Raw genomic sequence first — 20,653 nt, 5'->3', positions numbered from 1 at the left:
ATTCTGCAAACCGCTTCCAGGAACAGGACACCAGCCATGCGCGACACCAGCCGGGCTTACCTTCTCGGTCCGCTGCTCAAGGGCGTCTCGCGTTCGTTCTACCTTACGCTGCGCGTGCTGCCCGCCGGCATGCGCGATCCGGTCGGGCTGGCTTACTTGCTGGCGCGTGCCGCCGATACGATTGCCGATACCTCGCTGATTCCGCCGCCCAGGCGGCTGGCATTGCTGCTGGCGTTGCGCGACCAGGTCAATGGTGCGTCGGCGGATCCAGCCCTGGCCGACAGCATTGCCATGGAGGCGGCGGCGCGGCAGGAACAGTCGGATGAGCGCCTGCTGCTGGAATCACTGGGCCCTGCGCTGGCGCTGCTGTCGCAACTGGATCCAAACGACCAGCAAGCCGTACGGCAGATCGTCTCGACGCTGACCGAAGGCATGGAGTTCGACCTGCGCACCTTCCCCGACGAGCATGCCGGGCGCATCGCCGCACTGCGCGATCCGCAGGCGCTGGACCATTACACCTACCTGGTCGCCGGCTGCGTGGGCGAGTTCTGGACCCGCATGGCCGCCGCCCATATGCCAGGCGCGATCGGCGACACTGCGACCATGCTGCACGACGGCGTGCGCTTCGGCAAAGCGCTGCAGATGACCAATGTGCTGCGCGATTGCGGCAAGGACTTGCGCATCGGCCGTTGCTACCTGCCGCAGACGATGCTGGAGAGGGAAGGTCTGCACCCGCAGGACCTGCTGCGCCCGGACGCCTCCGCGCGCACGCGGGCGCTGATGTTCGAACTGGTGCGCAACACGCTGGAACACTTTGAGGCGGCCATGGCATACACGCTTGCCATGCCGGCGCGCTACGTCAGGCTGCGGCTCGCGTGCCTGTGGCCGGTGCTGATCGGCATGGAGACGCTGCGGTGCCTGGTGCGCAATGACGACTGGCTCGACCCCGCGCGGGCGTCCAGGCTGCCGCGCGGCCAGGTCTACCGGATCCTGGCGGGCTCGCTGCCGGCGGTGCTGTCGAACCGGCTGTTGCGCTGGTGGTTCGCGCGCCAGCAGCGCGCGATCGGCGCCATCATCGGCCGGGGCGACACGGCCAGTGCCGCCTCGGCCGGACTGCCTTAGTCGGACTGGTACTTGGGCGAACGCGGCCCATACAGCAGGCCGCCGGGCTGGCCCGCGGCCAGCAGCCGATAGCTGGTGCTGCCGGCGACGGTGTAGCTGGCGTCCATCGTATGGTTCATCGCCTGCGTGATCGCCGCGCTGATCAGCATGCCGATCAGGCCGCCGCCGCTGCTGGAGCTGTCGGTGGCAGCCACCGCGGTGCCGGACCACAGGACGTCGCCGTTCTTCAGGTCGACCAGCTTGGCGTTGGCCGCGACCCGCGTCACGCTGCTGAGGATCTGGTACCGGGAGCCATACTCGGTCACGGTGACGTACAGCGCGGCGTCCGCGCCGAAGATCTCGCGCAGCTTGGCCACCGGCACGGCATGGATCTCGTCCGGCACGGTCAGGCCGTTCTGCCGGAAGGTTTCGTCGACCACGGCCACCGGGAATACGTAGTAGCCCGATTCCGCCAGCGGGAAGGTGGCTTGCGACAGCATGGCATAGGTAGCCTTGATGTCCGGCGACGTGTTCTGCGGCGGCAACACCACGATCGAGCGCGGCCGGCTGGACTTGAAGGCGGAATAATCGATCTGCTTGGTCGGCACGGCACAGCCCGCGAACAGCATGGCGATGACCGCGCCGGCGAGATAAGTCAGGAGTCGGCGCATCATTGGGGGCTCCCTGCGGTGGCGGCGTCCTTGCCCGCGGCGGTGGCGCCGGTCTTGATCTCGGTGCGGGTGTCGCTCTTCACGTTCCTGAGCAGGAAATCCATATAAGGCGCCGATTCCGGAAACAGCGTCTTTTCGGTCTGGAATTCCTTGATCATCTGCTCGCCCTTGCCGATGTTCAGGTACAGCATGCCAAGCTGGGCGTGATAGCCCGGCGGCACCGAACCGCTCTGGGCCTGGATCTTCTGCAGGCCGCTTTCCAGCGCGGTGATCTGCGCTTCCCTGGATTCGCCCTTGAAATACTCGTAGACCTGTGTTTGATAGCCTTCCCACTGGTACATGGGCTTGGGCGCCGCACAACCGGCAAGCAGCAGGCTGCCGGCGGCCGACAATAATGCTGCGTGGCGCAGCATGACCGTGTTCATCATTGTTGTTCTCGTTGCGTTGGACGCTTATTGCAGTGCCGGCTTCCAGGCGCCCGTCCCGATGGCGCTGACCAGGTTGTTCACGGCCTCGCGCATGGCCAGGTCCATCACCTTGCCGTTGAGCGTCGAGTCATAGCTCGCGGTGCCGCCAAACCCGATCACCTCGCGGTTCGACAGCTTGTATTCGCCGGCGCCTTGCGTGGCAAACACGACTTCCGAGGTATTGATGTTGACCACGTTGAGGTTGACCTTGGCATAGGCCACCTGCTCGCGGCCGCGGCCGAGGATGCCGAACAACTGCACGTCGCCGACTTCCTTGCGGCCGAACTCGGTGATATCGCCCGTGACCACATAGTCGGCGCCCTTGAGCCGCTGCGCCTGGTTCTTGATCGCCGCCTCGCGCTTGATTTCTTCCAGGTTGTCGCGCTCCAGCACATTGAAGCGGTTGGTCTGCTGCAGGTGGGTCACCAGGCTGGTCTTGGCCTGGCCGCTCAGGCGGTCGATGCCGTCCGAGAACACCCCGCGCATGTAGTTCGAGCGGTTGTCGAACTTGCCCACCGCGATCGGCGTGCGCACGCCGTGGTATGGCCTGGCGGCGCTTTCCACCTTCTGCACCGGCAACGCGGTCGAGGTCTCGGTAGCACAGCCTGCCAGCAGCAGCGCGGCGGCCACGCCGAGCAGGCAGCACGATTTCACGTTCTTCACTTCACTTCTCCCTGTGGTTATTCAGCGGATGCCATGCCCCATGGCGCGCCACGGCGGCCCGCGGCGCGCCATGCTACACCACGCCCTGCAAGGGAAGGTCGACCTGGATCAACAAGCTGGCGCGGCGGGTCGCATGGACCGCAGTCCTGTCTTACGGCAGGTGCTGGCAGATCCTTAGCCCCAGTTGAGACGAAAAAAAACCGGCCCAACGGGCCGGTTCGATACTGCAGACAGCAAGTGCCTGGCGGATGCTCAGTCCACCGTGGCCCCCGAGGCCTTCACCACCTTCGCCCACTTGGCCGTTTCCGACTTCATGAACGCGGCCAGCTGGGCCGGCTTTTCCGGGTTGGGTTCGGCGCCCTGGTCGGCCATCTGCTTCTTCACTTCCGGCATGGCCAGGATCTTCACCACTTCGGCGTTGAGGCGGTCGACGATGGCCTGCGGCGTGCCGCCGGTGGCGTACAGCGCGAACCACGAGGTGGCTTCATAGCCCGGCACGCCCGATTCGGCCACGGTCGGCACGTTGGGCAGCGCCGGCGAGCGCTTGGCCGAGGTCACGGCCAGCGCGCGCAGCTTGCCCGCCTTCACGTGCGGGTACGACGACGGCATGTTGTCGAACATCAGCCCGATCTGGTTGCCCAGCAGGTCGTTGACGGCCGGGGCGCTGCCCTTGTACGGGATGTGCTGGATATGCAGGCCGGTCATCGAGTTGAACAGCTCGCCCGACAGGTGCATCGACGAGCCGCTACCCGACGAGCCGTACGACAGCTTGTCCGGGTTGGCCTTGACGTAGGCGATCAGTTCCTTGATGTTGTTGACCGGCACCTTGGGGTTGGCCACCACCAGGTTCGGCACCATTGCCACGCGCGTGATCGGCGCGAAGTCCTTGACCGGGTCATACGGCAGCTTGGAATACAGCGACTGGTTGATCGCGTGCGTGCCGATGGTGCCCATGAACAGCGTGTAGCCATCGCCCGGCGCCTTGGCCGCCAGCGACGCGCCGATATTGCCGCCCGCGCCCGGACGGTTGTCGATCACCACCGGCTGGCCGAGCGCCTTGCCCAGCTGCAGGCCGACGATGCGGGCCAGGATGTCGGTGGTGCCGCCGGCCGAGAACGGCACGATCATGGTGATCGGCTTGGTCGGATAGCCGCCCTGTGCATGGGCCGCGCCGGCAAAGCCGGCAAGGGTGGTGGCCAGCGCCACGCCGGCGGCAAGCAGGCGGCGGCGCGTGGTGGAGGTCTGGGAATCTTGTCTCATCGGTAATGCTCCGGTGCTATGTCGTTCCGGCGGTGATCAGGTACCGCGGGAGGTTGTGCTGAATGGCGTGATTGCCGTTCCCGAACGGAGGGCGCGCACATGCGCGCTTCCGGTGGGCAGCCCGCTTACGGGCCGCCATGCGTGACGCTTGGTTAACGTCTCTTCTTGTTGAATGCTTGAGTCGCGCAGGCCGGCCGCGGCTTACACCGGCGCCACGCCCAGCGTGGTGCCGCCGCATACGTACAGCACCTGGCCGGTGACGAAGCCGTTGTCGGGCGACAGGAAGAACAGCGCAGCGCGCGCGACGTCTTCCGGGGTGCCCATGCGCTTGACGGTGATGCTGGCGAGAATCCGTTTGGTCTGTTCGGCGCCTTCCGGATTGCTCTTGCGGAACAGCTCGGTGGCGATCGGGCCCGGGGCCACCGCGTTGACGGTGATGCCGTCGCCGCCCAGTTCCATCGCCAGCGTGCGTGTCATGCCGACCAGGCCGGCCTTGGTGGCCGAGTACACCACGCGCTCGGGCTTGCCCAGCGCGGCGCGCGAGGCCATGTTGACGACGCGGCCGAAGCCTGCGGCGCGCATCGCGGGCAGGCAGGCCTGCAGCAGCAGCAGCGGGGCCTGCAGGTGCAGGCCGGTCACGTAGTCCAGGTCGGCAACGGTGGCGCTGTCGGCGGTGCCGGGGCGCGTGGCGCCGGCATTGTTCACCAGGCGCGTGACGGCAAAGCGCGACGTCACCTGCTCCGCCACGGCGCGGGTCGCGTCGGCGTTGGTCAGGTCGGCCTGGAAGAACGTCATGTTGGGATGCGACCACGCCGGCGCGGCGTAGTCGACATTGACCACCTGGGTCACGCCATCGGCCAGCAGCATTTCACAGATGGCGCGGCCGATGCCGGAACTGCCGCCGGTGACGAGGGTGGCTAGGGGGAGGGACATCTTGAGACTCCACTACCGGCAACGCCATGGCGCGGCCGGGACATGCATATGCGAAAAAACGATGCGTGAATCAGGGCGTGGCCCTGACAACTACTACTGGCCGGCTCCCTCTCCCGCTTGCGGGAGAGGGTTGGGGTGAGGGCCGGAGCATCGCGGCCTTACACCGCTTGTCGCGAGGCACGCGCCTGCCCTCACTCCCGGCCCCTCTCCCGCGCGCGGGAGAGGGGAGCAAACAAGCGGGAGATCAGCCGACCGCGCTCAAACCCGCTCGATCACCATCGCAATCCCCTGCCCCACGCCAATGCACATCGTGCACAGCGCGAAGCGGCCACCGGTGCGGTGCAGCTGGTACATCGCGGTGGTCACCAGGCGCGCGCCGCTCATGCCCAGCGGGTGGCCCAGCGCGATCGCGCCGCCGTTCGGGTTGACGCGCTTGTCGTCATCCGCCACGCCCAGTTCGCGCAGCACGGCCAGGCCTTGCGCGGCGAACGCTTCGTTCAGCTCGATCACGTCGATCTGGTCCATGGTCATGCCAAGCTGCCTGAGCAGCTTCTGCGTCGCCGGTGCCGGGCCGATGCCCATCACGCGCGGCGCCACGCCGGCGGTGGCCATGCCGACGATGCGTGCGCGCGGGGTCAGGCCGTGTTGCTTGATGCCGGCTTCGCTCGCCAGCAGCAGCGCGCAGGCGCCGTCGTTCACGCCCGAGGCATTGCCCGCGGTCACGGTGCCGTCAGCACGGACCACGCCGCGCAGCCTGGCCAGCGCTTCCATGCTGGTCGCGCGCGGATGCTCGTCGCGCTCGACCACGATCGGGTCGCCCTTCTTCTGGGCGATGGTGACCGGGGTGATCTCCTGCGCCAGCGTGCCGTCGGCCTGCGCGCGCGAGGCCTTTTCCTGGCTGCGCAGCGCCATCAGGTCCTGGTCTTCGCGGCTGATCTTGTAGTCGGTGGCGACGTTCTCGGCGGTCTCGGGCATCGAGTCGACACCGTAGGCGGCCCGCATCGCCGGGTTGATGAAGCGCCAGCCGATAGTGGTGTCGAAGATCTGCGCATCGCGCGAGAACGCGCTGGTGGCCTTGCCCATCACGAACGGCGCGCGGCTCATGCTTTCCACGCCGCCGGCGATCATCAGGTGGGCCTCGCCCGCCTTGATCGCGCGCGCGGCGGTGCCGGTGGCGTCCATGCCGGAGCCGCACAGGCGGTTGATGGTGGCGCCCGGCACGTCCTGCGGCAGGCCTGCCAGCAGCGACGACATGCGCGCCACGTTGCGGTTGTCTTCACCGGCCTGGTTGGCGTTGCCGTAGATCACGTCGTCGACGGCCTTCCAGTCGACGTTGGCATTGCGGGCCATCAGCGCCTTCAGCGGCACCGCACCGAGGTCGTCCGCGCGCACCGCGGACAGGCTGCCGCCGTAGCGGCCGATGGGGGTGCGGATGGCGTCGCAGATAAAGGCTTCGGTCATGGTGTGTCTCTCTCTTTGTGATGGGTATCGATGCCGGCGCTCAGGCCTGCTTCAGGGGCACGCCGGTCAGGCGCTGCAGTTCGTCAAAGCTCAGGCCCTCCACCAGGTCGCGCGCGACCAGCCCGTCGGCGGTCACGTCGAGCGTGGCGAGGTCAGTGTAGACGCGCGTGACGCAACCGATGCCGGTCAGCGGATAGGTGCATTGCGGCACGATCTTGCTTTCGCCCTGCTTGGTCAGGTGCTCCATCATCACGAACACCTGCTTGGCGCCGATCGCCAGGTCCATCGCGCCGCCCACGGCGGGAATGGCGCCCGGTGCGCCGGTATGCCAGTTGGCCAGGTCGCCCGTTGCCGACACCTGGAACGCGCCCAGCACGCAGAAGTCGAGATGGCCGCCGCGCATCATCGCAAACGAGTCGGCGTGATGGAAGTAAGAGCCGCCCGGCTTGATCGTCACCGGCTGCTTGCCGGCGTTGATCAGGTCGCCGTCCTCTTCACCGGGCGCGGGCGCGGGGCCCATGCCGAGCAGGCCGTTCTCGCTGTGCAGCAGGATTTCCTTGTCGGCCGGCAGGTGGTTGCCGACCAGGGTGGGCAGGCCGATGCCGAGGTTGACCACGGCACCGTCGGGAATGTCTTTGGCCACGCGGGCGGCCATCTGATCGCGGGTCAGGCGTTGCATGCTGTTTCTCCTGTATTCGCGCTCAGGCGACCTTGACGACACGCTTGACGAACAGGCCCGGCGTGACGATGTGCTCGGGATCCATCTCGCCCAGCTCGACCACGCGGCTGACCTGCACGATGGCGCATTTGGCGGCCATCGCCATGATCGGCCCGAAATTGCGCGCGGTCTTGCGGTAGGTCAGGTTGCCCCAGCGGTCGGCGGTGTCGGCCTTGATCAGCGCAAAGTCGGCGTGGATCGGGGTTTCGAACACATAGCCCTGGCCGTCGATGATGCGGGTTTCCTTGCCCTCGGCCAGCGGCGTGCCGTAGGCGGTGCGGGTGAAGAAGCCGCCGATGCCGGCGCCGGCGGCGCGGATGCGCTCGGCCAGGTTGCCCTGCGGCACCAGCTCCAGCTCGATCTCGCCGGCATGGTAGAGCGAATCGAACACGTAGGAATCCGCCTGGCGCGGGAACGAGCAGATGATCTTGCGCACGCGCTTGGTCTTGAGCAGCGCGGCCAGCCCGGTGTCGCCGTTGCCGGCGTTGTTGTTGACGATGGTAAGGTCGCGCGCGCCTTGTGCGATCAGCGCGTCGATCAGTTCCGCGGGCATGCCTGCCAGGCCGAAGCCGCCGGTCAGGATGGTGGCGCCGTCGTGGATGCCGGCAACCGCCGCTTCCACCGAGTCGTATAGCTTGTTGATCACTTGCGTTCCAGGTCGGAAGATCCGCCAGGCTACCGGAGCGGGCCGCAAGCCGCGGCGCATGAAAGACGGTCTCCAGGTAGTCCTGCCGGAAGGATGTTCGTTGCGGCGGGCAGCGCGGGCTGACCGGTGAACGAGTCCAGCAGTCTGCGCGTGCTCTTTGGTCGAGGTTGGACCAGGCACTCGTCGATCGAACCTCGGGCAAGCCCAAAATGTTCGATATACGAACTTGAATTCGCAGAATGAACAGAGTACACCTGCGCGTCGCCGACGGTCAAGCCGACCGGGCGGTCGGCAAATCAGTTTGTGCGATCACCGATCGCGGGTGACGCGCAGGCCCCGTATGTAGGACAGAGCCGACATCACAATCGGCTCGCGCGGGATAGGGCGCGCGCCCGGCCGGGCCTATCGTTGAATCGGAACAAGGCAGCGCCGCACAGCAGCCACCGGACCACCCGGCTGAGCACGCCGCCTGGCAACACACAAGAACGAGGAGCCCGTCATCATGGCCACCGCCAACGTCCCGTTTTCTTCCACGTCCCATGCGGCAGCGCTCGCGCGCATCCTGCATGTCACCCGTAGTGCCTGGGCCAGGGACCTGCGCCCGACGCAACCTGCCACGCCGCCGCTATCGCGCCGCGCGCGCCTGGCCCGCTCGGCCGCCCGCGCCTTCGAGGCGCAGGTGATGGCAATCCGCTGCCGCCAGGTGGTGGTCGCCTGATCCGCCCCCTCCACCCGTCTAGACCGCCACCGGTACACCGGTCAGCAGCACACGGCTGCCGCCGGTGCCGGGACGCACTTCCAGCCGCACGTCGATGCGCTCGCGCAACTCGGTCACGTGCGAGATGATGCCGACCAGGCGCCCGGCCTGCTGCAAGTCGAGCAGCGTGCGCAGGGCGAAGTCCAGGCTTTCGGGATCAAGCGTGCCAAAGCCTTCGTCGACGAACAGCGTATCGAGCTGGATGCCGCCCGCGCGCGACTGCACCACGTCGGCCAGGCCCAGCGCCAGCGACAGCGAAGCCAGAAAGCCCTCGCCGCCTGACAGCGTATTGGCCGGCCGCGCCGCGCCGGTATCGTGGTCGAACACTTCGATATCGAGCCCGCCGGCGCTGCGCTGGTCGGCCTGCTCGCGCACGCGCTGCAGCACGTAGCGGCCGCGGCTCATCGCCAGCAGACGCGCGGACGCGGCTTCCAGCACCTCGTCGAGCAGCGTGGCCAGCACGAAGCGCTGGAACGTCATGCGGCGCGGGTTGTTGCCGTTGGCCACCTCGGCCAGCCGGCCCAGCACGGCGAAGCGCGCTTCGATGTCACGGCCCTGCGCGTCCAGCTGCTGCAGCCGCTGCTGGCATTGCAGCAGCGCGTCGCGCGAACGGCCGCGCTCGGCCTGCTGCCGCACCAGGTCCTCCACCGTCGCCGCGCAAGCGCCGAGCGCTGCGCGCAGGCCATCCAGATCCGGGGCATCGAGCGCTTGCGCGGCAGCTTCGGCGCGTTCGCGCCGGTCCACGGCGGCGGCCAGCTGGCTGTCGAATGCGCGCAGCGTGGCGTCCAGCGCAAGCATTGCGTCCTCCTCCAGGCATGCATCGGCGTGCGCCCGCGCATCGCCAAAACCATGCTGCGCGAGCGCCTGCGCCAAGGCAGCATCGGCGTTGGCCATGCGTTCGGCAACTTGCGCCTGAGACTGCCGGGCCGATACCAGCGCGGCCTGCGCACCGGCGTCCCCGGCCGCGGCCTGCCGCTCGGCGGCCTGCGCCGCGGCCAGCGCCTGTTCCAGCCCCGACAACGTGGCCTGCGCCTGGCGCAGTGCCTCGCCCAGGGCCACCGGATCGCGCGAATCCTCGGGCACCTGCGCGCTCTCGGCCTGCCATTCGCCGCGGCAATGCGCCAGCGCCTGCGCGGCGGCATCGGCCGCTGCAACGGCATCGCGGTGCACGGCTTCGGCGCGGTCGCGCGCCGCGCGCGAGGTTGCGATCGCGGCCTCGCGTTGCGCCAGGCCGGCCGAGGCCTGGCGCTGCTGCGCCAGCGCCGCTTGCCGCGCTTCGATTTCGGCGTCGAGCCGTGCGGCCGCATCCTCGCTGGCATCGCCCAGTTCCGCGGCCAGTTCTTCCAGCCGCTCGCGTGCCTGTGCGATCGCCAGTTGCGCGGCCTGGTGCTGGCCGGCACAGCGCACCGCCTCGGCTTCCGCTTCCAGCACGGCGTGGCGCGCGGCTTCCAGCGCCAGGTCCGACAGCGGCTGCGCCACGTGGCGGGCCGGCTCGGGATGCGCGGTGCTGCCGCACACCGGGCAGGCGTCACCTGACGCCAGCGTCTGCGCCAGGCGCGCGGCCTGCCCGGCGCGCCACGCGGCTTCAGCGTCGGCCAGCGCGGCGCGGCAGCGGTCGCGCTGGCGCGCCGCCTGTTGTTCGGCCTGTGCGTGGCCAATGGCCTGCGTGTTCGCGGCTTGCAGCGAATGCCCAGCTTGACGGTAGCGTTCGAATTGCCGCGCGCGCTCCTGCAGCGATGCCAGCTGCAAGGCGCTCGTCTGTGCCTGCGCCGCGGCGAGCTGCGCCTGCCCCAGCGCCGCTTCGGCGTTCACGGCAGCGGCGCGGCATGTTTCCAGCTGCGCTGCCGCGCGCTCACGTGCGCTGGCGGCCGCGGCCTGTCCAGCTTCGGCTTCCTGCAACGCCCGATGCAGCGCGCCCAGCCGCTGCGCGCGCGGCAGCAGCGCCTCCAGCTGCGCCACCCGGCGCTGCGCTGCCTGGCGAGCGTCAGCCTGCTGCACCTGCGCCTGCAACATCGCCGCGGCCTGCGCGGCGCGTTGCCCGGCGCGCGCGGCGTGCTCGGTCGCCTGCGCCAATGCCGCGGAGGCGGCGGTGTGGTCGCGCTGCGCGGCCTGCGCGGCCAGCCACGCCGGCATGACGCGCGCGGCGCGCTGGGCGGCGTGCAAGCGGGCGCGCTGGTCTTCCATGGCCGGCTGCCGCGCCAGCAGCGCGGCGTGGGCGGCCTGCGCCTGCCCGCGCTCCTGCAGGCGCGCCGCCACCTGCTCGCCGGCGGCCAGCGCAGCCTGCGCGGCGGCTTGCGCGGCGCGGGCGCCCTGCTCCTGGCCTTGCAGCGCGTGCAATTCGGCCTGCATCGCCGCGACGCTGTCCGCCAACGTTTGTGCCGACTCCACCCCGGCCTGCCGCAAGGCTTCGTCGCGCTGGATGGCAATGCGCTCGGCGTCGCGCCGAATGCCGGCGGCCTCGGTCTTCAGCAGCTCTTCCACGCGCCGGTACAGCTCGGTGCGGAACAGCCGTTCCAGGATGGCCTGCCGCGCCTGCGAGCTGGCGGTCAGCAGTTCGCGAAAACGCCCCTGCGGCAGCACGATCACCTGGCGGAACTGCGCGCTGTCGAAACCCAGCAGGTCGCGCACGGCATCGCTGACCTTGCCCGGCTGGCTGGCCTTGCTGACCCAGCCGCTGCCGTCGTGCAGGTCCAGTTGCGCCCGCGCGGGCTCGGTCACCCAGCCCTCGCCGCGCTGCCTGGGCCGCTCCTGCACGGGCGAGCGCACCACGCGCCAGCGCTGCGCGCCAAGGCTGAACGTCAGCGTGACCTCGGTGCGCAGCGTGGACGCGGCATTGGCGCTGCGCATGGCCTGCGCACTGCGTTCGCCGCCGGAGGTATCGCCATACAGCGCGAAGCAGATGGCGTCGAGCAGCGTGGTCTTGCCCGCGCCGGTCGGGCCATGGATCAGCACGAAGGCCTGCTCGCCCAGCCGCGTGAAGTCGATCTCTTCGGTCGCGGCAAAGGGGCCGAACGCCTGCAGTGTCAGATGCAGCGGTCTCATGCCGACTCCCGCTCCGCCGCGGCGATGCCGGCCAGCACCTGGTCGAGCGCGGCGCGCTGGTCCGGGTCCAGCTCGGCATCGGCCACTTCGCGGAAGAAACTGGCGAACAGCTCGCCGGTGCCGAGTTGCCGCAGCTTGCGCCCGGCCTCCGACGCCATGCCGCTGCGCGCCAGCACCGTGCGCTCGATCGCGAGCGCGTTGGGATAGACCTGGCGCAGCCGGGCCATCGGGTCGAGCAGCGCGCCGGTATCGGTAAGGCGTGCGTGGATGTAGTCGTCGCGTTGCGCGTCGTCGGCGCCGGCGGCCAGCAGCTGTGCCAGTTCGCCCTCCACCACGCGCACGTCGCGCAGCGGCTGCAGCGCCACCGGCGTGATCGTCACGGCCCCGTCCGCATCCAGTTCGATGCGCGACACCGACTTCTGATGCGCGCACTCCGACAGCGAATATTTCAGCAGCGAACCCGCATAGTGGATGCGCCCGCCGCCCAGCGTCTGCGGCCGGTGCAGGTGGCCCAGCGCGACCAGGTCGAAGCCGTCGAACAGCTCGGCCGCCACGGCGCCACTGCCGCCTACGGACAGCGGCCGTTCCGATTCGCTGGCCGCGCCGCCCACCACGAAGGCATGGCCCACCACCACCGCGCGCACGCCCGCCGGATGCACCGCGCGGATGGCATCGAGCTGCGCGCGCAAGGCGGCTTCGTGCGACGGCATTTCGGTGCCCATGGCATCGCGCACCACGGCGGGCTCGGCATACGGCAGCGCGTAGACGCGGACTTCGCCGTGCGCGTCGTGCAGGCGCACGCAACTGGCGGCAGGCAGCGTGCGGCCGGCCACATGCAGGCCCTGCGCGCGCATCAGCCGTGCGCCGAATTCCAGGCGCTGCGCGCTGTCGTGGTTGCCCGCGATCATCACCACCGGCACGCCGGCGTCGACCACGATGCGGCCCAGCACGTCGTCGAGCAAGGCCACCGCTTCGGGCGGCGGCACGGCGCGGTCGTAGACGTCGCCGGCAATCAGCACGGCATCCGGGCGCTCGGTGCGGACCAGTTCGACAAACTGGTCGAGAAGATGGGCCTGGTCTTCCAGCAGGCTGCGCGCATGGAAGAGGCGGCCGAGATGCCAGTCGGCGGTGTGAAGGAAACGCAATGCGGGGTCCGTTGGAGAATCGGCGAAACCCGCATCATAATGCGTCGCAGGCCGCCCGCCATGGCGCGGGTCGCGCGCAACAGGCCGCGGATGCGCGACTACGGTGACGCCGGCCGGCGTTCAGACCGGCTCGGCCTCGCTGTCGGCGATCTGGTACTTGCGCATTTTTTCCCACAGCACCTTGCGGCTGATGCCGAGGCTGGCCGCGGTGTCCTGCCGCCGCCAGCCGTTGGCGTCGAGCGCGGCCAAGATGCGGCGGCGCTCTTCCATATCGCCGCGCAGGTCGGCGCGCTCGCCGCCATCGAATGCGCCCGGATGCAGCGCGCGGAACAGCGGCCGGATGCGTTCCTCGTCCCAGTGGCCGGTCTGCTGCACGGTGATGCCGACGCGCTCGGCCAGGTTGCGCAGCTCGCGCACGTTGCCGGTGAAGTAGGCGGTGCCGACCGCGCCCTTGAGCCAGTCCGGCATCGGCGGCAAGGCCTCGTAGCCCGACGCGCCCAGCATATGGCGCAGGAATGACTGCAGCAGCGCCACCTTGTCGGCCGGGCCGCGTTCTTCCAGGCTGGGGATGCGCATCTCGATCACGGCCAGCCGGAAGAACAGGTCGGCGCGAAAGCGCCCCTGCCGCACCGCGTCGCGCAGGTCCTTGTTGGTCGCCGCCACCAGCCGGAAATCCAGCTTCACCGCCAGCGTCGAGCCCAGCCGCGTGATCACGTTCTCTTCCAGCACGCGCAGCAGCTTGACCTGCTGGAACAGCGGCAGGTCGCCGATTTCATCGAGAAACAGCGTGCCGCCGTTGGCCTGCTCGAAGTATCCGCGATGCGCGAACGACGCGCCGGTGAACGCGCCCTTGGCGTGGCCGAAGAACTGCGACTCGAACAGCCCGTCGGGAATCGCACCGCAGTTGACCGCGACGAACGGGCCCTTGCCATAGGTGCTGTTGCGCTCGTGGAACAGGCGCGCGATGCGCTCCTTGCCCGCGCCGGTCTCGCCGTACAGCATCACATTGCTGCCGAAGTCGGCAAAGGTCTCGACGTGCTGCAGCAGCTGGCGCATCGCCGCGGAGCCGGCCACCAGGTCGGCCTCGCGCTCGGCGGGCGCGTCGGTGGCGAGCAGCTGCGGCAGCAGCTTGCCGATCTGGCCGCGCAGGTCGGCACCGGTAAAGTCATCGGCCAGGATATGCGCGTACTCGGGCGGGAAGCGGCCGGGATCGGTCTCGCGCCCCGGCCCGGCCACCCAGATCACCGGCATGCCGTGCGCGGCCTCCCAGTCCAGCGAAAAGCGAGCGGCGCCGATCACCGACACGCTGATCACCGCGATGCACGGCTTCAGCCGCGGCTCTGCGGGCAAGGCCTCGAGCGCGCCGGCGCGGATCACGTCCACGCCCAGCGGCGCGAGGAAACGCGTGACGCGGTCGGCAATCTCGTACTTGCCTTCCCACACGTAGACTTCAAGGTTTTCGTAGGCCCAGCGGTCTGTCTTCATTCTGTTTCTGCCATCAGGCGGTTTGGCGCGATCATGGCTCAGTACACCAGTTCTGCGTTGTTGCAATCGATGCTGTGGAGCCAGAGGTCGCTGTTGCCCAGCTGGACGCCGAGGCCATTGAGCAACGGCGGGACCAGCGCGTCGAGCGCAGCCCCCAGCGGCGCCAGCACCGGGCCGAGATCCAGGGGCAAGCTGAGGATCCCCAGCAATTTCGTCCGTACCTTCAGCGACAGCGCCTGCGAGAACAACCCGCCAAATGGATCAGCCATACCCGCTTGCGCATGCCCGCCCGGCGGCAGGGTGATGTCCTGGCCGACGGTGTTGCCATAGCGCGGCACGTCGGTGGCAATAACCTCTGCGACGTCCAGCGGCCCCACCTTAGCCTGGCCGAGCACCACCTCGCCACCTGTGCAGCCATCGGTCAGGCATGCCGTGGCCAGGCCGCTCTTCACATGCATCGTGGCCCGACGGTCCGCCGGGTTGGCCGCGCACTGCAGCCGGGTGAGGTCGGCCGTGGCGCCGGCGACATCGAGATAAAGCGGCACGTTCAGGTTGGCGTCCAGAACCGGCTTCAGGATGTCGGCCCTGATCTGGAGCAGCAGCGTCAGCCTGACCTGGGAGGAACTGGCGCTGGTCTGCCAGGTGTCCGGATTGCTGGACAGTTGCCGCGCCGGACCGGCCGCCGTGACCGGTGGTTCGATCACGCGCAGGTTGGCGCTGATGCCACCCAGGCCAAAGGGCAACTTGGGGATGTTCAGCGGCAAGGCGACCGCGGTGTCCCCGCGTGCGATTTGCGCACCGGCCAGCAGCAGCTGCGCGACATTCAGGCCCACTTCCACCGCCGACGATGCCGCGGGCGCCATCAGGCCAAGGTCAAGCAGCCTTGCCAGCGATACCGTCGCGGCGGCCCCGCTTGCTCCCAGCGTGGTCGGCGGGCTGCCCAGCATGGTCGACAGCAGCGTATCGCGCCCGGCCGCGCCAAGGACCAGCGCATAGTAATCACGCAGGCTCAGCGACGCATTCAGCAGTTGCTCCAGGGTGCCGACGTCCGCCTCGAGCCGCAGCTGGTCCAGCGTCACCGTGGTATTGACCAGTCCCTGCCAGTCCGCCAGCGACAGGTTCACCGTATTGCCAAGCAGCACGCTCAGCATGCTGTTGGCCGTAGAGACGTCCAGCAATCCCGTGCCCAGCGAAAACGCCGCCACCGGCGGGCTGCCGCTGGCAATCGATTCGGCAAACAGCTGCCTGCCGCTGCCGCCGTTGAATACGAACAGGATCGGCACCGTCTGCGTGGCCTGCACCCGCACGGCATTGGGCGAGACCGTGGCGGCGTTATACGCGCCATTGAAGTGCCGCGGACCGGCAGTCGCCGGGTCCCATACGCCAACGCACGCCGTCATCGCATCCGCGCTACCGCCGGCCGCGTCCGCACAGCCCATGGCGATGCCTGACGGATACCCGTTCTTCGCGCCGATATTGCTGACCGTTCCCAGCACCGCGGCGTTGAGACTGGCTGGACTATCCGCCCGCTTGAGCTGCTGCGCCGCCGACATCGCCGCCAGGTCCACCATGTTCTGCAGCTGCCGCTGGCGCATGAACACATGGCCGACGTCGATCGACACCAGCGCGGCAATCGCGACGGTGGCGATCAGCACCGCCGCCATCACGCTGACGGCGCCGCGTGCGCAGCGACGGGTGCGGGGCACCGGCGGCAGGCGCAGGCTCATTTTCCGCCCAGTACCTGCCCGGCCGAGCCGGCGCGCGTGGTGCTGGCGTTGGCCTGGCCGGTGTAGAACTCGGGCAGCGCGAAGCGGAAGCTGTTCAGGTAGCGCTCATAGCCCAGCGCGGCTTGCTCTCCGTGCATCGGCAGCATCGGACCAGCCTGCGTGCCTTCGCGCTGGATTGCCAGGATGGTGCGCGTGTCGGCGCCGATCTCGCGCTGCGCGGGTGGTGCCGCAAGCGGGCCAACGGAGGCGGGCGCCGCTTCGGCCGCCGCGGCGTCGCCCTGCGCGTGCGCGGGCGAGGCCAGTGCGCACAGGCTTAGCGCCACGCACGCGGCAGGCTTGCGGATCGCAACAAGAGGATTGGCTGTCATGGTGTAGCGCCGGCTTGCGCGGCGATGGCGATTGGCTTGGCCACGACCGCGACGGCGGCGGGCGCGGGGATCGGTTTCTGGCCCTGGCGCGCCGCGGCGCGGTCGCGCGCGGCGGCGGCGCGGGCGATGCGGTCGGCTTCCTTGCGGATCGCGCTGCGGGTGGGCTCGGGCAACGCGGCCTTCTGCATCATGGCGTTGGCCTGGGCGCGCTTGCCATCGGCCATCAGCCACACCACGGCATTGCTGATCACGCGCGGATTGCGCGCGTCCAGTTCGAGCGCCTGCATCACCGGCACGCGCGCGTCCTGCAGCGCGCCGGCGCGCATCAGCGCATAGCCCAGGTCGCTGGCGATGCGCGCGTTGACCGGGTCCAGCGCGGCGGCGGCGCGCAATTCGGTGACCGCGCGCGCAAAGTCGTCCTGGCGCCCGGCCAGCAGGCCCAGCCCGTGGTGCGCGTGCGCGGCCTCGGCGCCTTTGGCGGTGGCGGCCAGCTTCTGGTACGCCTCGGTGGCGGCCTGGTCCTGTCCGGTCTCGCGCAGCGCATCGGCGCGCATCATCTGGATCTCCGGGCCGGCGCCGAAGCGCTGCACATAGACCTCGATATGCGCGAGCGAGGCAAAGTACAGACCGTCCTGCTGCATCTTGCGAATCAGGCCCAGGTAGACCGCCTGCTCGCTGTATTCGGCGCGCGCGGTCTTGTCGCGCAATTTGGCCAGTTCCACCTGGGCCTCGGCCTGCTCGTGCATGGCCGCGGCGCCGTTGTTGCTGGCGGCGCAGCCAGACAGCCCGGCCAGCGCGGCCAGCAGCAGGCACGCGGCCGAAGTCCGGACCCGGCCCGTGGCCAGACCCACTGAGCGCGCCATGCGTCCCGTCATCGCGTTCCTCCCATGTTTGCCAGCATGCGGATCACCCCGAGAAAGCCGGGGCCCGCGGTCAGGATCAGCAGCACCGGCAGCAGGCTGACCACCATCACCGCGGTCATCTTGACCGTGAGGCGGCCGATCTCGTCCTTCATGCGCGACTTGCGCGCCTCCTGCATGCGCAGCCCGAACTGGCGCAGCGGCTCCTGCACCGCGCCGCCATGCTTGTCGACCTGCGTCAGCAGCGTGATCAAACTCTTCAGGTCTTCGCTGTCGAACAGCCGGCCGATGCGCAGCAGCGTCTGCTCGCGCGAGCGGCCCGACGCGAACTGCTGGTTGGCGCGCGCCAGCTCCGGGCCCAGCACGCGCAGCATGCTGCCGAACTCGGCCACGATCACCTGCAGGCTCTGGTCGATCGACAGGCCCACGCCCTGCAGCAGCCGCAGCATGTCGATCAGCACCGGCAGCTCGTCGTCGACCATGCGCAGGCGCGCGGCGGCGCGCCGGCGCAAATACCACTTGGGCGCCAAGTAGGCCACGGCGAAGGTGCCGAAACCCCATGCCACCACCGCGAACGCACCGGCGCCGAGGTGCCCCAGCATCGCCAGCACCGACAGGGCCAGCGGCAGGCCCAGCCGCAGCACGCCGAACACCGCGCGCGCCTGCAGGCCATACCAGCCGCATTGCTCCAGCAACTGCTGGTCTTCCGGCGTCACCACCGCGCGGCCCAGCCGCGATTCCAGCCAGTGGGCATCGAAGCGCTCGCCCACGCGCGCACCGAGCTGGGCGCCGAGCCCCGTGGCAACGCCGGCAGGTGCCGCGGCGGCCGTCGCCCTGGCGGCGGGATGCGCGCCCGGCGCGGCGGGTGCGCCCGGCGCACGCGGGGCGGCAGCCTGTGCGTTCTGCGTGGTGGCCGCGCCCTGGGCGGCCTGGGCGGCTTCCACCGCGCGCTGGCGCGCCAACGCGGCGTCGATGGTGCGGGCCGAGAGCCGGCGCTGGCGCCAGTCGCGCAGCAGCGGCAGCGCCAGTACGCCCACGCCGCACGCGGCGGCAAGCAGGCTCAGCGAGATCAGCGTCAGGCGGTCCATGATGGCGATGTCCGTGTCCTTGCGCTCAGATCGACCTGGCCAGCCGGTACAGCATCAGCGCGCCGGCGATTTCAAGCGCCGCGGCCGACAGCAGCATGGTCTTGCCGGTGGGGTCCTTCCACATCATCAGGATGTAGCCGGCGTTGAGCGTGAACAGGCCGCCGGCCACCACCAGCGGCAGCAGGCCCAGCACCCATGCCGACAGCCGGGTCTCGGCCGACAGCGCCATCAGCTCGCGCTGCGCCTGCTCGCGGTCGCGCATGAAGGTGGCGGTGCGCTCCATCACCACGTCGGCGCGGCCGCCGTAGCGCACCGACAGGCGCAGCACCGATGCCACCAGCACCAGTTCCTCGACCTTGTAGGCGCGCCCGACCTGCAGCACCGCCTGGTCCAGCTCCTTGCCGGCGCGCTGCAGGTGCACCGCCTGCACCAGGCACTGGCGCAGCGGCGCCTCGGTATTGGCGATGGAATTCTGAAACGCCGCGGGCACGCTGCTGCCAATGGTCATCAGCCGCACCACGCCATCCAGGAAGCCGGGCAGCTGCGACAGCAGCTTCTTGTGCAGCCGGCGCACGCGATGCCAGGCCGCGCACGCCGTCACCGCCAGCGCCACGACGAGGGCCGACACGGCACCGAGCCACTGCCCCGTGACCAGGCCAGCCAGCGTGCACAGCACCGTCGGTGCGAGCCAGACCAGCGCGGTGCGGCGCGTCGGCGCCAGGTCGGCGCGGCGCAGGAAGTCGTCCCAGCGCCGGCGCAGGTCGCGCGCCGGCGGCTGCAGCGACGGGTCGGGCGCCTGCGTGTAGCGCATGCGCACCTGCTCGGTCTGCGCCTGCAGGAACGCCTGCTGCTGTTCACGGCGCGCGCGCGACTGCGCGCCGGCGAGCAGCAGCAGCCCCAGGCCGGTGATGACCAGCGCGAGCGCGGCGAGCAGCAGCGTGGCGCTAGACATCGAAGCGGTCGTCCAGCATGAAGCCCGGCCCGCGCATGCGCGCCAGCTTGGGCGAGTGCGGCAGCAGGCCCAGCGACAGCCAGCGGTCGGTCTCGGTGCCGTCGGGGTTCAGGAACGGTTCGTGCCGGTACAGCTCCTGGGTCGAGATGATGTTGTCGCCCAGGCCGGTGACCTCGGTGATCGACACGATGCGGCGCTTGCCGTTGGACAGCCGCGCGATCTGCACGATGAAGTCGATGGCGTTGGCGATCTGGCGCCGCAGGCTCATCTCGCTGCCCTGGAAGCCGGCGAAGCCGGCCAGCATCTCGAGCCGGTACAGGCATTCGCGCGGGCTGCTGGCGTGGATGGTGCCCATCGAGCCGTCATGGCCGGTGCTCATGGCCTGCAGCATCTCCAGCACCTCGCCGCCGCGCACTTCGCCGACGATGATGCGGTCCGGGCGCATGCGCAGGCTGTTGCGCAGCAGGTCGCGGATCGACACCACGCCGGTGCCTTCGAAGCCGCCCGGACGGCTTTCCAGCCGCACCACGTGCGGGTGGTTCAGCGCCAGTTCGGCGGTGTCCTCGATGGTGATGACGCGCTCGGTGGGCGGCACGAAGGTCGCCAGCGCATTGAGCAGCGAGGTCTTGCCCGAACTGGTGCCGCCGCTCACCAGGATATTGCAGCGCGCCTGCACCGCGGCCTGCAGCAGGTCGCAGATCTCGGGGCTCATGGTGCCCAGCGCCTGCAGGTCGGCGGGCGTCATCGGGTCCTTGCGGAACTTGCGGATCGACACCACCGGCCCTTCCAGCGCCAGCGGCGGGATCACCACGTTGATGCGGCCGCCGTCGGGCAGGCGCGCATCGACCATCGGGTTGGATTCATCGAGCCGCCGGCCGATCGGCGCCAGGATGCGGCGCACGATGCGCAGCAGGTGGCCGCTGTCGGCAAAGCGCACCGGGATGCGCTCGAGCACGCCGTGTCGCGACACGTACACGTCGAGGTGGCCGTTGACCAGGATGTCCTCGACCGCGGGATCGTTGAGCAGGTCTTCGATCGGGCCGAAGCCGGCCAGCTCCTTGGTCAGCGCCTCGGCGATCTGGCGCAGCTCCACCTCGTTGATGGGGATGCGCCGCAGCCGCGTAAAGCTTTCCAGCTCCAGGTCGACGAAGCGCTGGATCGCGGTGCGCGACCAGCGGCCGAACTCGGCGCCCAGTTCTTCGATGCGCGTCAGCAGGTGCTCGTGCGCGGCTTCCTTGATGGTGTGGAACTCCTGCGACACCGGGAACGGTGCGGGGGCGTTGTCCGAGAATTCGATCGCTTGCGTCAT

Annotated in this window: 19 protein-coding genes; 2 read left to right on the top strand and 17 right to left on the bottom strand. The window is 69.5% G+C overall.

Annotated features, from left to right (window positions below):
• Window positions 1–36 precede the first annotated feature (36 nt).
• Window positions 37–1,122: a phytoene/squalene synthase family protein gene (locus tag CBM2594_RS16145; RefSeq protein ID WP_116357856.1), complete on the top strand. Its 1,086-nt coding sequence runs from the start codon at window positions 37–39 to the stop codon at window positions 1,120–1,122.
• On the opposite strand, the gene CBM2594_RS16140 is transcribed toward CBM2594_RS16145, so the two are convergent.
• The 8 genes from CBM2594_RS16140 to CBM2594_RS16105 form a co-directional block, all read right to left on the bottom strand.
• Window positions 1,119–1,775 (bottom strand): DUF799 domain-containing protein, encoded by a 657-nt coding sequence (locus tag CBM2594_RS16140; protein ID WP_116357855.1) that lies wholly within the window; start codon window positions 1,773–1,775, stop codon window positions 1,119–1,121. The two genes, CBM2594_RS16145 and CBM2594_RS16140, sit on opposite strands and share 4 nt — an antisense overlap.
• Window positions 1,772–2,200 carry a DUF4810 domain-containing protein gene (locus tag CBM2594_RS16135; protein ID WP_116357854.1) on the bottom strand — a complete coding sequence of 143 codons (429 nt, stop codon included), beginning with the start codon at window positions 2,198–2,200 and terminating at the stop codon, window positions 1,772–1,774. The genes CBM2594_RS16140 and CBM2594_RS16135 overlap by 4 nt, the downstream gene beginning before the upstream one ends.
• Before the next feature lie 24 nt (window positions 2,201–2,224).
• On the bottom strand, window positions 2,225–2,893 hold the full coding sequence (locus tag CBM2594_RS16130) for a CsgG/HfaB family protein (protein WP_116359643.1): 669 nt from the start codon (window positions 2,891–2,893) through the stop codon (window positions 2,225–2,227).
• Window positions 2,894–3,154: 261 nt separating this feature from the next.
• Window positions 3,155–4,162 carry a Bug family tripartite tricarboxylate transporter substrate binding protein gene (locus tag CBM2594_RS16125; protein ID WP_116357853.1) on the bottom strand — a complete coding sequence of 336 codons (1,008 nt, stop codon included), beginning with the start codon at window positions 4,160–4,162 and terminating at the stop codon, window positions 3,155–3,157.
• A gap of 201 nt (window positions 4,163–4,363) precedes the next feature.
• Window positions 4,364–5,095 (bottom strand): SDR family NAD(P)-dependent oxidoreductase, encoded by a 732-nt coding sequence (locus tag CBM2594_RS16120; RefSeq protein ID WP_116357852.1) that lies wholly within the window; start codon window positions 5,093–5,095, stop codon window positions 4,364–4,366.
• A gap of 258 nt (window positions 5,096–5,353) precedes the next feature.
• Window positions 5,354–6,556, bottom strand: coding sequence for a 3-oxoadipyl-CoA thiolase (pcaF, locus tag CBM2594_RS16115; protein ID WP_116357851.1), 1,203 nt, complete (start codon window positions 6,554–6,556; stop codon window positions 5,354–5,356).
• A 40-nt stretch (window positions 6,557–6,596) separates the two neighbouring features.
• Complete coding sequence (locus CBM2594_RS16110) at window positions 6,597–7,235, bottom strand: 3-oxoacid CoA-transferase subunit B (protein WP_116357850.1); 639 nt, start codon at window positions 7,233–7,235, stop codon at window positions 6,597–6,599.
• Window positions 7,236–7,257: 22 nt separating this feature from the next.
• Window positions 7,258–7,920 (bottom strand): 3-oxoacid CoA-transferase subunit A, encoded by a 663-nt coding sequence (locus CBM2594_RS16105; protein ID WP_092316195.1) that lies wholly within the window; start codon window positions 7,918–7,920, stop codon window positions 7,258–7,260.
• 502 nt (window positions 7,921–8,422) lie between these two features.
• On the opposite strand from CBM2594_RS16105, the gene CBM2594_RS16100 reads away from it, so the two are divergent.
• Window positions 8,423–8,638 (top strand): hypothetical protein, encoded by a 216-nt coding sequence (locus tag CBM2594_RS16100; protein ID WP_116357849.1) that lies wholly within the window; start codon window positions 8,423–8,425, stop codon window positions 8,636–8,638.
• Window positions 8,639–8,656: 18 nt separating this feature from the next.
• On the opposite strand, the gene CBM2594_RS16095 is transcribed toward CBM2594_RS16100, so the two are convergent.
• The 9 genes from CBM2594_RS16095 to CBM2594_RS16055 all read right to left on the bottom strand — a co-directional run bounded on the left by CBM2594_RS16095 (window position 8,657) and on the right by CBM2594_RS16055 (window position 20,653).
• Window positions 8,657–11,719, bottom strand: a complete 3,063-nt coding sequence (locus CBM2594_RS16095; RefSeq protein ID WP_116357848.1) for an AAA family ATPase — start codon at window positions 11,717–11,719, stop codon at window positions 8,657–8,659.
• Window positions 11,716–12,864 carry an exonuclease SbcCD subunit D gene (locus CBM2594_RS16090; RefSeq protein WP_116357847.1) on the bottom strand — a complete coding sequence of 383 codons (1,149 nt, stop codon included), beginning with the start codon at window positions 12,862–12,864 and terminating at the stop codon, window positions 11,716–11,718. The genes CBM2594_RS16095 and CBM2594_RS16090 overlap by 4 nt, the downstream gene beginning before the upstream one ends.
• Window positions 12,865–12,984: 120 nt before the next feature.
• Window positions 12,985–14,349: a sigma 54-interacting transcriptional regulator gene (locus tag CBM2594_RS16085; RefSeq protein WP_116357846.1), complete on the bottom strand. Its 1,365-nt coding sequence runs from the start codon at window positions 14,347–14,349 to the stop codon at window positions 12,985–12,987.
• Window positions 14,350–14,387: 38 nt separating this feature from the next.
• Window positions 14,388–16,076, bottom strand: coding sequence for a TadG family pilus assembly protein (locus CBM2594_RS16080; RefSeq protein WP_116357845.1), 1,689 nt, complete (start codon window positions 16,074–16,076; stop codon window positions 14,388–14,390).
• Window positions 16,073–16,444, bottom strand: a complete 372-nt coding sequence (locus CBM2594_RS16075; RefSeq protein WP_116357844.1) for a DUF3613 domain-containing protein — start codon at window positions 16,442–16,444, stop codon at window positions 16,073–16,075. Before CBM2594_RS16075 ends, CBM2594_RS16080 begins: the two co-directional genes overlap by 4 nt.
• The gene (locus CBM2594_RS16070) at window positions 16,441–17,307 is read right to left on the bottom strand and encodes a pilus assembly protein TadD (RefSeq protein ID WP_116357843.1); all 867 of its coding nucleotides are present in this window, start codon (window positions 17,305–17,307) and stop codon (window positions 16,441–16,443) included. Before CBM2594_RS16070 ends, CBM2594_RS16075 begins: the two co-directional genes overlap by 4 nt.
• A gap of 8 nt (window positions 17,308–17,315) precedes the next feature.
• Window positions 17,316–18,392, bottom strand: a complete 1,077-nt coding sequence (locus tag CBM2594_RS16065; protein ID WP_116357842.1) for a type II secretion system F family protein — start codon at window positions 18,390–18,392, stop codon at window positions 17,316–17,318.
• Window positions 18,393–18,417: 25 nt separating this feature from the next.
• Complete coding sequence (locus CBM2594_RS16060) at window positions 18,418–19,344, bottom strand: type II secretion system F family protein (protein WP_116357841.1); 927 nt, start codon at window positions 19,342–19,344, stop codon at window positions 18,418–18,420.
• Entirely contained in the window at window positions 19,337–20,653 is a 1,317-nt protein-coding gene (locus CBM2594_RS16055) for a CpaF family protein (protein WP_116357840.1), read from the bottom strand. The genes CBM2594_RS16060 and CBM2594_RS16055 overlap by 8 nt, the downstream gene beginning before the upstream one ends.

The sequence above is a fragment of the Cupriavidus taiwanensis genome, assembly GCF_900249755.1.
In the GTDB taxonomy this organism is placed as follows: Bacteria; Pseudomonadota; Gammaproteobacteria; order Burkholderiales; family Burkholderiaceae; genus Cupriavidus; species Cupriavidus taiwanensis_D.
This window is presented reverse-complemented; position numbering and strand designations above follow the sequence as displayed.